Origin of the sequence: Olsenella uli DSM 7084, from assembly GCF_000143845.1 — a bacterium.
GTDB classification, from domain to species: Bacteria; Actinomycetota; Coriobacteriia; order Coriobacteriales; family Atopobiaceae; genus Olsenella; species Olsenella uli.
The window spans coordinates 1,864,363-1,876,485 of record NC_014363.1 but is presented as its reverse complement, the minus strand read 5'-3'; the positions used below and the strand labels follow the sequence as shown (position 1 = coordinate 1,876,485).

8 protein-coding genes are annotated in these 12,123 nt (G+C 67.0%); all 8 read left to right on the top strand.

The annotated features are described in order from the left end of the window. Positions 1–162 precede the first annotated feature (162 nt). The 8 genes from OLSU_RS08205 (at position 163) to cysS (ending at position 12,123) form a co-directional block, all read left to right on the top strand. The gene (locus tag OLSU_RS08205; protein WP_013252488.1) at positions 163–1,878 is read left to right on the top strand and encodes a vWA domain-containing protein; all 1,716 of its coding nucleotides are present in this window, start codon (positions 163–165) and stop codon (positions 1,876–1,878) included. 422 nt (positions 1,879–2,300) lie between these two features. After that, positions 2,301–4,394: a lysine--tRNA ligase gene (gene lysS / locus OLSU_RS08200; protein ID WP_013252487.1), complete on the top strand. Its 2,094-nt coding sequence runs from the start codon at positions 2,301–2,303 to the stop codon at positions 4,392–4,394. Between the two features lie 155 nt (positions 4,395–4,549). After that, on the top strand, positions 4,550–5,215 hold the full coding sequence (locus OLSU_RS08195; RefSeq protein ID WP_013252486.1) for an HD family phosphohydrolase: 666 nt from the start codon (positions 4,550–4,552) through the stop codon (positions 5,213–5,215). A 245-nt stretch (positions 5,216–5,460) separates the two neighbouring features. Beyond that, a complete protein-coding gene (locus OLSU_RS08190; protein WP_013252485.1) occupies positions 5,461–8,073 on the top strand; it encodes an ATP-dependent Clp protease ATP-binding subunit in 2,613 nt (870 codons plus the stop codon). A 99-nt stretch (positions 8,074–8,172) separates the two neighbouring features. Next, positions 8,173–9,249: a DNA integrity scanning diadenylate cyclase DisA gene (gene disA, locus OLSU_RS08185; RefSeq protein ID WP_013252484.1), complete on the top strand. Its 1,077-nt coding sequence runs from the start codon at positions 8,173–8,175 to the stop codon at positions 9,247–9,249. Continuing rightward, the gene (ispD, locus tag OLSU_RS08180; protein ID WP_013252483.1) at positions 9,246–10,067 is read left to right on the top strand and encodes a 2-C-methyl-D-erythritol 4-phosphate cytidylyltransferase; all 822 of its coding nucleotides are present in this window, start codon (positions 9,246–9,248) and stop codon (positions 10,065–10,067) included. The genes disA and ispD overlap by 4 nt, the downstream gene beginning before the upstream one ends. Beyond that, positions 10,061–10,561, top strand: coding sequence for a 2-C-methyl-D-erythritol 2,4-cyclodiphosphate synthase (ispF, locus tag OLSU_RS08175; RefSeq protein ID WP_013252482.1), 501 nt, complete (start codon positions 10,061–10,063; stop codon positions 10,559–10,561). The genes ispD and ispF overlap by 7 nt, the downstream gene beginning before the upstream one ends. An 80-nt stretch (positions 10,562–10,641) precedes the next feature. Continuing rightward, positions 10,642–12,123: a cysteine--tRNA ligase gene (cysS, locus tag OLSU_RS08170; RefSeq protein WP_013252481.1), complete on the top strand. Its 1,482-nt coding sequence runs from the start codon at positions 10,642–10,644 to the stop codon at positions 12,121–12,123.

The following is a 12,123-nucleotide window of genomic DNA, read 5'->3' as shown; positions in this document are numbered from 1 at the left end:
AAGCCGGGCCAAGCTTCGAAGCGTGTGTCTGGCGAATGATTCCACCAGACACACGCTTCGAAGCTTAACCTCCCATTCAGTTCTCGCCGTGGAGGCATATAATGTGCGCATTGGTACATTGGTCTACATCGCAGGGTTGTTCATAGGGAAAGAGAGGACGCAATGAGGGAAACCGTACCGTCACTGCGCAAGAAGGGGGTCTTGGCCCTGGCATGCGCCGCCGCGCTCGCCGCAGCCCTCTTCATCGCGCTCCCAGCATCCGTATGGGCGGATACCGGCACCTGGACGGTCTCCAAATCGAAGGCGGCAACGTGGGTCGACGAGGGCAAGACCGCCCGCGTCACGCTCCAGTTGCCGAGCTCCGAGGCCAAGCTTTCATCCGACATCGTCTTCGTCGTGGACAATTCGAGCTGTGGGGACGATGCCATCAACGACGCCAAGGCCACGCTTGACAGGCTCGTTGCCGAAGTGGCGGGCGCCGACCAGGTGAAGGTGGGCGTCGTGTCGTTCAAGGGCGACGGTCACGTGGAAAAGGGGCTCTCCGAGCTGAACGCCGGCAGCGTCGATGCGTTCAAGGGAGCCATCGCGGGAGGCTACACGGGCGCTCTAAGGTCCGGCACGAACATGCAGGACGGCCTTGCCAAAGCCAAGGCCATGCTGGATGCGGATACGGATACGCCCGCGAACCGCAAGCATGTCATCCTGGTGAGCGACGGTCTGACGCGCCTGTTCACGGCCGAGGACGGCACGGTGAAGGACATCTACTACCAGTACTCGTACACCGACCCGACGTCTCAGCAGGCCGCAAGCGAGATCGATCTGAGGAACTTCGTGTACTTCGGCATGATCGACGAGTGGCGCCAGGCGCGCACGCCCGCTTCGAGCACCTACGCCATGCCGTACGGCGACTGGGACACCTACTATGCCCACCTCGTCGAATGGGTCGCGAACGACGGCGACACGTATGCGCGCGACTTCAAGACCTACGGCAACGACGCCACGAGCATGGTGAAGGATCCCGCGACGGGCGCCATCACCGATCCGAGCTTCGCCTTCATCGAGCACGGGACCCAGGCCGACCATGCCATGGCGCCTGACCGTGCGGTCTACGAGGCCTACGCCGTGTGGCAGGCCTTGAAGGGCGAGGGCTATGCCTGCTACGCCGTGCGCACGGGCGAAGATTCCGATTTCTCCACCAAGTTCATGGACCAGCTCAACGGAGGCACGCCGCTCGACTTCACGCAGATCGCCAACAACATCCTGTATGCCTGCGGCGCCGGTTCGAAGGTCACCGACTCCATGGGCAAGGGCGAAAGCTACGATTTCGACTTCGTCCCCGGAACGGCGACGGTCAGCGTCGGAACCGAGCAGCTCGAGGTCACGAGAGAGAGCGAGAACACCTGGAGCTTCCATAGCACGGGATCCACGAGCCCACGCTTCACCTTGACGTACGACGCGGATGCGGACGCCTACGAGTTCACCGCGCACGAGGCGATCTCCAACTTCGCACCCGTGAAGCTGACGTACGACGTCGCGTTGGCGAAGGCTCCGGCCGAGCCGGGCGACTACGAGCTTGCCACCAACACCAAGGCGACGCTCCTGCCCGTCAATTCCGCAGGCGTCCAGGGCGCAGAGGAAGACTTCGATATCCCGAAGCTGGCGTATACCGTCAAGGCGCCGAGCGATCCGAAGACGCCCGAAAAGCCTGAGGCGAAGTCACCCACCCCCACGACCTATCCTGCAACTAAGACCACGTCCCGCAAAACGTTGCCTCAGACGGGCGACCCGACGAGCTCCCTGCCGTTCATCGCGACGGCACTCGCCGCTGCGGTGGCCATCGGCACGGCCGTGGGCGTGAGGGCGTTGAAGAAGCACTAGGTTTACGCTCGCCGCAGCACAGAGGAAACGCCATCGACGGCCGCTTCGCAACGAGGCGGCCGTCGCTTTTCCATAGGCATCCTTATCCTTAGAGCCGATGGGCGGGGGGGGGAGCCCCAATTCTGTCAGCGTGGAACCTGCGCAACCTATATCACCGCAAAGAGCCTGCACGCGGAAGGCTGGAATGATCGCCGCATCGAAAACGCATCCCGGCTGCCCTTCGTCAGCCGCCTCTGGCAGACGCACTTTCCGAAGCTTAACCCCAAAAGCCGCAGATGGTGGCGGACTCCGACGTCGTCTGCCCCTGCCCCGTGCCTACGTCGTTTCGGTGGTCGCAACCGTTTTTGGGAACGGAATCGCTACAGTACCAGTTGAAGAGAGAGACCACGGACCGCGCCCTGATGGCGCGGGTAGGAGCTGTGATGGCCGACCAGAGCATCGCCCCCGAGACCGACATCAACGACGAGCGGTCCGTCCGCCGCGCCAAGCGCCAGGCGCTGATCGACGCAGGCGTGAACCCATACCCCACCAAGAGCGACATTACCGCCCACGCAGCCGAACTGGCGGAACGCTATGCCAGCCTGGAGGATGGCGCGGACACCACGGATGAGTACTCCCTGGCCGGCCGCATCCGTGCGTACCGCCGACAGGGTAAGGCCCGCTTCCTCGTCATCGAGGACGTCTCGGGTGAGATCCAGCTGTTCTGTCGCGTCAACAACCTCAGCGCAGAGGACTGGGGCCTTCTCGGCCAGCTTGACCTGGGCGACATCATTCAGGCGCGCGGCACCGTCCTGCGTACGCGTCGCGGCCAGCTCTCGGTCTCGCCCACGAGCGTCACGCTGCTCTCCAAGTCCGTGCGGCCGCTGCCGGAGAAGTTCCATGGCCTCACGGACCGCGAGCTGCGCTACCGCCAGCGCTACGTCGACCTCATCATGAACCGTGACGTGCGTGACACCTTCCGCATGCGCAGTGCCATCGTGAGCCAGATTCGCCGTTACATGGAGTCTGACGGCTATATCGAGGTCGAGACCCCCATGATGCACGCCATCCTGGGTGGTGCCAACGCGCGCCCGTTCGTGACGCACTTCAATGCCCTCGACCGCAACTTCTACCTGCGCATCGCCACCGAGCTTCCGCTCAAGCGCCTCATCGTGGGAGGCATGGAGCGCGTCTTCGAGATCGGCCGCCAGTTCCGCAACGAGGGCATGGACCTCACCCACAATCCCGAGTTCACCTCGATGGAGGCCTACTGCGCCTACTCGGACCTGCAGGGCATGAAGGACCTCACCATGGGGCTCTTCAAGGCCATCGCCCGCGAGGCCTGCGGTTGCGAGGAGGGCCACGAGGCCATCGTCTACCAGGGCCAGGAGATAGACCTCTCCGGCACCTGGCGCTCTGCCACCGTGGCCGAGATCGCCTCGGAGGTTTGCGGCGAGGAGCTCACGATCGACACGCCCCTCGACCACCTGCGCGAACTCTGTGCCGCACATAGCATCGAATGGCGGGAGAACTGGGGCGCCGGCAAGCTCCTGTTCGAGCTCTACGACGAGCTGGGCGAGGAGACCCTGGTGAACCCCACCTTCGTGTGCGACTATCCCGAGGAGGTCAGCCCACTGGCCAAGCGCAAGGACGACGACCCCTGCATCACGGACCGCTTCGAGCTGGTCATTGCCGGCCATGAGTACGCCAACGCGTTCTCCGAGCTCAACGATCCCGTCGACCAGGCCGGCCGCTTTGCCGAGCAGGTGGCGGCCAAGGGCTTCGGCGACGACGAGGCCATGGGCTACGACTACGACTACGTCCGTGCGCTTGAGTACGGCATGCCGCCTGCAGGTGGCATCGGCTTTGGCATCGACCGCATGGTGATGCTGTTCTGCGACCAGCCCGCCATCCGCGACGTGCTGCTGTTCCCGCAGATGAAGCCCGAGGCCGTCACGCGCGAGCAGATTGCCGCCCAGGTCACGGGTGCGCGCACGGACGGTGCGGCAGCCAACATCGACGCGCTGCTCTCCGACGCGGGGACGGGTGTGGGCCCTGGGGCCGTGCGGGCTGACGACGATGGGGGAGTCGCCGCGACCGCCGGGCCCACGGACGTCGGGCCCGAGCCCCCCGTCGTGTCGGTGCCGGGGCCTGCGGGGTCAGTCGTAGAGGGGGACGTCACGATTGAGCCCATCGCCACCGACGTCAGCTTCGACGATTTCTCCCGGTCGGACATGCGCGTCGTGCGCGTGCGGGAGTGCGTCGCGGTCCCCAAGAGCAAGAAGCTCCTGCGGTTCACGCTCGACGACGGTACGGGGGAGGAGCGCACGATCCTCTCGGGCATTCACGCCTACTACGAGCCGGAGGAGCTTGTGGGAAAGAACCTCGTGGCGATCACGAACATCCCGCCGCGCAGGATGATGGGCGTCGACTCCTGCGGCATGCTCCTGTCGGCCATCCATGAGGTCAAGGGAGAGGAGCGTCTCGACCTCCTGATGGTGGACGACGCCATCCCGGCAGGATCGAAGCTGTACTAGGGGCGTGCCGGTGCGCCTGCGGGCGTGCCGATGTGGTCGTGGACGTTCCGACCGTGGTCGCGGGCATGGCGGCGCGACATGGCTTAGTATGTCGGTACGCGTCGGTACGACTGAGGCATGTTGGCATGGCGACGTCACGACAAGGAGGTCCCAGCATGGCAGAGATGAGCGCTTCCGCGAGGGCTGCGGCCGAGGCAGTGGCCGAGGAGGGCCAGAGGCTCGAGAGCGGCCTGACGCGTGACCAGGCCTTTGAATTGCTGAAGATGCACAACGAGGACCCGTTCCACATCAGCCACGGCGAGACCCTCGAGGCCCTCATGCGCCACTATGCCGAGAGGTACGACGCCCAGAACGTCGACTTCTGGGGACAGGTTGGCCTGCTGCACGACCTCGACTGGGAGAAGTGGCAGGACGACCACAACCACACCATCAAGACCGCGGAGCTCCTGGCCGAGGCCGGGGCCGACCCGTATCTGGCGCATGCCATCATGACGCACAACTCCGACGTCAACACCGAGCTTCCCGTGCCCCAGCTCAAGATGGAACGGGTGCTCTTCGCCTGCGACGAGCTCTCGGGCCTGATCCAGGCGGCCGCTCGCGTGCGTCCGTCCGGATCAGTGATGGACATGCCGCTCAAGTCGCTCAAGAAGAAGTTCAAGGACAAGCGCTTCGCCGCCGGCTGCGATCGTGACGTCATTCGCCAGGGTGCCGAGCTCAACGGCATGGGGGTCGATGAGCTGCTGGACGAGATCCTCGGGGCGATGAAGGCCATCGCACCCGCCGGTGACATTTACGCCAAGGACGGGGAGGGCATGCTGTAGGCTGAGGTCTAAGGCTGGAAATGTTGGAGGTGCGAGTCGAGGTGGCCCACGTGCCACGGTTTGGTTCGCGGCCCACGTGCCTCGGCCTGCGGGCGCGCCCCTCTCGGCCAGCGCGTCTTTTGTGGAAGGCGTTAGCGATCATATGACGTGGGTACACACCTAGCGTTGAAGCTCGGTGGGCGCCGGGTGGGGGCGGCCGTCCCAACCCGGCGCCCTCCGCATATCCAAGGGGGCATGCGTACCACATGTTCGAGAAGTTCACAGACAAGGCGCGCAAGGTCATGAGCCTCGCGCAGGACGAGGCCCGCAGCCTCGGCAAGATGTACGTCGGCACCGAGCATCTCCTGCTGGCCCTCATCAGGGAGGGCGACGGCATCGCCGCGCAGGCGCTCAAGAAGCTCGACGTCACGCACGAGGAGACGCTCGCGACCATCAAGGAGATCTCGACCGAGGACTCCGAGCCCGTCCCCGGCGGACACATCCCGTTCACGCCGCGCGCCAAGCGCGTGCTCGAGGACGCCTATCGCGAGACCATGGCTCGCGGCCAGACCTACATCGCGACGGAGCATCTGCTCCTCGGCCTCGTCGCCGAGGGCGACGGGCGCGCCATGACCGCCCTTTCGCGCATGGGGGTCTCGGGCGACGCCGTCCGAAATGCCGTCGAGGAGCTCATAGGCCAGGGCGCCGGCAGGGGTGCGGATACCACGGTCGCCGAGGCGGTGGGCTTTGGCCCCCAGTTCATGGGCGCCATGCCCCAGCAGGGGGCGTCTTCGCCAGAAGACGGCTCCATGCTCGAGCAGTACGGCCGCAACCTCACCAAGCTCGCCTCCGACGGCAAGCTCGATCCCGTCATCGGCCGTGACCGTGAGGTCGAGCGCGTCATGCAGGTGCTGGCGCGCCGCCAGAAGAACAACCCGCTCATCCTGGGCGACCCCGGCGTGGGCAAGACGGCCATCGTCGAGGGGCTGGCACAGCTTGTCGCCTCGGGCAACGTGCCCGACATCCTGCGCGGAAAGCAGCTGTGGACCCTGGATGTGGCCTCGCTGGTCGCCGGCTCCAAGTACCGTGGCGAGTTCGAGGAGCGCCTCAAGAAGGTCGTCGCCGAGGTCATGGGGTCCGGCAACGACATCCTCTTCATCGACGAGATGCACACCATCATCGGCGCCGGCTCGGCCGAAGGCTCCATCGACGCGGCGTCGATCCTGAAGCCCCCCCTGTCCCGTGGCGAGATACAGGTGATCGGCGCCACGACGGCCGAGGAGTACCGCAAGCACATCGAGAAGGACTCGGCACTCGAGCGCCGCTTCCAGCCGGTCAGCATCGGTGAGCCCACGCCCGAGGATACCCTCCAGATCCTGCGAGGGCTTCAGGATCGCTACGAGAGCCACCACCATGTCCACTACACCGACGAGGCGCTCGCCGCGGCGGTCACCCTCTCCAACCGCTACGTGCAGGACCGCTTCCTGCCAGACAAGGCCATCGACGTCATCGACGAGGCGGGGGCCCGCACCCGCGTGCACAAGATGAGCCTCCCCCCCGAGCTCGCGAAGGTGGACGAGGAGCTCGCCCGCGTCAGGGACGAGAAGGCCGAGGCCGCCTCGGCCCAGGAGTTCGAGGAGGCGGCGCGCCTGCGCGACCGCGAGCGCGAGCTCCTTTCCCGGCGCGATGACCTCGAGAAGGCCTGGCGCGAGAAGATGGACGGAAACGTCGTGTCCGTTGACGCCGCCGACATCGCCGACGTCATCTCGGACATCACGGGCGTGCCCGTCTCAAACCTCACCGAGGCGGAAGCGGCCAAGCTCCTGCGCTGCGAGGACGCACTCCACCAGCGCGTCGTGGGCCAGGAGGAGGCCGTGACCAAGGTCGCCAGGGCCATCCGCCGCAGCCGCTCGCCACTCAAGGACCCCCGTCGCCCCGGCGGCTCGTTCATCTTCCTGGGACCCTCGGGCGTGGGCAAGACCGAGCTCGCCAAGTCGCTCGCTGAGTTCCTCTTCGGCAGCGAGGAGGCGCTCGTGAGCTTCGACATGTCGGAGTTCATGGAGAGGCACTCGGTCTCCAAGCTCGTCGGCGCACCTCCGGGGTATGTGGGCTACGACGAGGGCGGAGAGCTCACCAAGGCGGTCCGTCGGCGCCCGTACTCGGTCATCCTCCTCGACGAGATCGAGAAGGCCCACCCAGACGTGTTCAACGTCCTTCTCCAGATCCTGGACGAGGGGCGCCTGACCGATGGGCAGGGTCGCACGGTGGACTTCTCCAACACGGTCGTCATCATGACCTCCAACATAGGCGCCCGCGAGATCGCACAGACCGCCCCCATGGGCTTCAGCTCCCAGGGCGACGGCGGCCTGTCTGACAAGGAGATCCGCAGCCGCGTCGAAGGCGAGCTCAAGCGCCTGTTCCGCCCCGAGTTCCTCAACCGCGTGGACGAGATCGTGGTCTTCAAGTCCCTCACGGGCGAGCAGCTGCGCGGCATCGTCGACCTCATGGTGCGCGACCTGCGCAACCGCCTGGTGGCCCAGGGCATGTCCATCGAGCTCACCGATGCCGCTCGTGACCTCATCGCCAGGGAGGGGACCGATCCCGTCTATGGCGCCCGCCCGCTGCGCCGTGCCATCCAGACCCTCATCGAGGACCCCCTCTCCGAGGAGATGCTCATGGGCGCGTGGAAGGCCGGTGACGTCATCGGCGTCGACGCGCAAGACGACAAGCTCGTCTTCGCGCGGGTCGAGGGGGAGATCCCGGCCATCGAGGAGCGCGTCCACATGGACCTGCCGCGCGCCCGCGACCACTGGAGCCCTACGGCCCCTGCCGCGCCGACCGCGCAGGCCCCGGGCGGCACCGCTGCTTCTGAGGACTGACGCCGCGTCCGTGCGGACGCGCGCCCGCACGTCATATACTGTCTAGGACAGTCCGGCCGGTCCGCTCTGCGGGCCGGCCCCTATGTGGAGGGGAGAGCGATGGACGTTACCGCGCGGGAGGGCGAGACCGTCGATGCCGGCGAGCGCCTCAGGGCGGCCGTCAAGCAGTGTGCCCCCGGCACGGCCCTGCGCCTTGCCCTCGACATGGTCCTCGCGGGGCACCTGGGTGCCCTCATCTGCATCGGCGACACCGACGCGGTGCTCGCGGCGGGAGACGACGGCTTCCGCCTCGACATCTCCTTCACGGCCAACCGCCTCTTCGAGCTCAGCAAGATGGACGGCGCCATCGTGATCGACAAGGGCCTGACCCGGATCCTGCGCGCCAACTACCACCTGAACCCCGACCCGTCCCTGCCCACGTCCGAGACGGGCATGCGCCACCGCACTGCCGCGCGCATGAGCCTGCTCACCAAGGCCACGGTCATCTCGGTCTCCGAGCGCCGCCAGGTCGTCACCGTCTACGTCGACGGCAAGGGCCACCAGCTGCGTTCCGTGCCGGACATCATGAGCTCGGTCAACCAGCTGCTCGTCTCGATGCAGAGCACCCGTGGCCAGCTTGACCGCACGCTCCTACGACTGACTACGCTCGAGCTGGACAACTACGTCACCCTCTCGGACATCGCGGAGACCATCTACCTCTTCGAGGTCCTCATGACCGCGTCGGAGGAGCTCGACAGCCTCATACTGCAGCTCGGCAGCGAGGGCAAGACCATCGCGATGCAGCGCGAGGAGTTCATCGGCAGCGCATCGTACGACTACACCCTCCTCATCCGCGACTATGCCGCGGACTCGTCCGAGGAGAACGCCGCCGCCATCCGCCGGGCCCTTCACGAGACCGTCAACACTCAGCTGCGCTCGTCCAAGCGCGTGGGGGCGCTTCTGGGCTACGAGGGCAAGGGCGAGGACTCCATCATCACCCCACTGGGCCTGCGCACCCTCTCCAACGTCTCGGTCGTGCGCAAGGGCATGGCAGACAAGATCGTGGACGAGTACGGCTCGCTGCAGCATCTCCTCGACGACATCGAGCAGAACCCCTCCCGCCTCGACCGGCTGGGCGTCGAGAACCCCGGCATCCTGGCAGACAGCCTCTACCGCATGTGGGGCAAGCGCGCATGAGCGCCGCCACCCCCAGGCCCTGCGCCTGCGCGGCGGCCCAGCGCGTCCCGTCGGCCACCCCTGCGCCGGACACCTGCGCGGTCGTCGTGGCTGGAGGCCTGGGCCTGCGCTTCGGCGACCCGCGGGGCAAGCAGTTCGTCGAGCTCTGCGGGCTGCCCATCGTCTGCTGGTCGCTGCTGGCGATCGACCGGTCGCCGTCCGTGGGACACATCGTCGTGGTCTGTGCGCCCGAGCGTGAGGAGGTCCTGCTGGGCGAGGCCCTGTCCCGCGTGAGGCTCAGCCACGAGGTGAGCGTCGCCCCTGCGGGTGCGACGCGCCAGGAGTCCGTCCTCTCGGGACTCGGGGCCGTCCCGCGCGACTACGCTCTCGTCGCCATCCACGATGCGGCCCGCCCGCTCGTCACGGCGGACGCCCTCGAGCGCTGCATCGCACGCGTCCGCGACGACGACGCGGTATCCGGCGCCATATGCGCCACGCCCTCGACCGACACACTCAAGCTGGTCGAGGACAAGACCATCATCTCCACGCCCGACCGCTCCTTCTATTGGTGCGCACAGACTCCGCAGGTCTTCGGTGTCAAGGAACTCGCTGCCGCCCATACGGCCGCGCTCTTGGACGACTACCGCGGCACCGACGATGCCTCGCTCGTCGAGCGGTGTGGCGGCCGCGTGGTCTGCGTCAACTCGCCGCGCGACAACATCAAGGTGACGGTCCCCGAGGACTACGTCATCGCCGAGGCCCTGCTCGAGCGCAGGCTCATCTCGGAGGGCTGCGGACCGGATATCCTAGGCGGTCGTGAGGGGGCCTCCCCATGCTGAGGGTCGGGCACGGCTTCGACGTCCACGCCTTCGCCGAGGGGCGCCGTCTCGTCCTGGCAGGTGTCGAGGTGCCCTGCGAGCGTGGCCTGCTGGGCCACTCGGATGCCGATGTCGTCGCCCACGCCCTCATGGATGCCGTCCTCGGGGCCCTGCGTGCCGGCGACATCGGCCAGCTGTTTCCCGACGACGACCCTGCCTACGCGGGGGCGGACTCCTGCAGGTTGCTCTCGTGCGTGGCGGGCATCGTACGCGAGAGGGGCTGCCGCATCCTCGACTGCGACTGTACCGTCGCCGCCCAGGCGCCCCGCCTGTCGCCGTATCGCGACCGGATGCGCGCGCGTCTCGCCGACGCCATGGGCGTGGACGTCTCGCGCGTGGGGCTGAAGGCGACCACCACGGAGCACCTTGGCTTCGTGGGGCGCGGGGAGGGCATCGCGGCCTGGGCCGTGGTCCTTCTCGACGACGGATGTGCCTCCCGGCGCGAAGTGGGGTAGCATTTCGCGTCAAACGACACCGCCGGACCACCGCAACCATACGCAGCAGGCGCCAGGGGCGCCGAACCCAAGGAGAAGAGATGCTCGTCTACAACAGCCAGACCCACAGGAAGGAAGAGCTCAGGCCTCTTGAGGAGGGGCACATCCGCATGTACGTCTGCGGGCCCACCGTCTATGACCAGATCCACATCGGCAACGCCCGCACCTTCCTCTCCTTCGACGTCATCCGCCGCTACCTCACCTACAAGGGCTACCAGGTGACCTTCGCCCAGAACCTGACCGACGTGGACGACAAGATCATCAACCGCGCCAACGACGAGGGGCGCAGCGCGACCGAGGTGGCTGAGGAGTTCTCCTGCGCCTTCATCGACCAGATGCGCCGCTTCAACATCCTCGACCCCGACATCCGCCCGCGCGCGACGCGCGAGGTCGAGGCCATGCGGCAGATGATCGAGACCCTGATAGAGAAGGGCCATGCCTACGTGGCCGGCAACGGCGACGTGTACTTCTCGGTCCGCTCCGACCACGACTACGGCTCCCTCTCGGGCCGCGACCTCGACCAGCTGCGCGCCGGCGAGCGCGTCGAGGTCAACGAGGACAAGCGCGACCCGTTTGACTTCGCCCTCTGGAAGGCCGCCAAGCCCGGCGAGCCCAGCTGGCCCAGCCCCTGGGGCGAGGGCCGTCCCGGCTGGCACACCGAGTGCTGCGCCATGATCCACCACTACCTGGGCACGCCCATCGACATCCATGGCGGTGGGCAGGACCTCGTCTTCCCGCACCACGAGAACGAGTGCGCTCAGGCCCTGTGCGCCTGGGGCGCGCCCCTCGCCAACATCTGGATGCACGCGGGGATGCTGCGCGTCAATGGAGACAAGATGTCCAAGTCGCTGGGCAACTTCCTTACGCTCGAGGACGTGCTGGACGACTACCCCGCCGGCGCCGTGCGCCTGCTCATGTTGCAGACCCACTACCGTTCCGCGCTGGACTTTCAGACGGATCAGCTCGAGGGTGCCGTGGGCACGCTCGAGCGCCTGCGCACCTGCGTCAAGAACCTGCGTTGGGCCGCCGAGAACGCGCCGCAGGACGGCGAGCTGTGCGATGCCGACCGCAGCCTGGGTGCCGCCGTCGACGCCACGCATGCCGAGTTCGTGCGTCAGATGGATGACGACTTCAACACCTCGGGCGGCCTCGCGGCCATCTTCTCGCTGGTGACCTCCGCTAACACCTATCTGGCCGAGAGGGCGGGCGTCGTCGCCACGGCCCCGGTTTTGCGTGCGGCGGACATGCTCGTCGAGCTCTCCGCCGTCATGGGCATCGACCTGGTCCGGGGCTCCGGTGGGGAGGAGCTTCCCATCGAGCTTGTGGACCTTGCCCGCCGCCATGCCGGCTTCGAGGGCCACCTCGCCGACGAGGCTGCCCGGGCACTGATCGATGCCCGCGAGGCGGCGCGCGCCGCCAAGGACTGGGGCGTCGCGGACGCCATCCGCGACGGCATCGCTGGCCTGGGTCTCGTCCTGGAGGACACGCCCGCGGGCACCCGTCTGCGCAGGGCCAGGGACTAG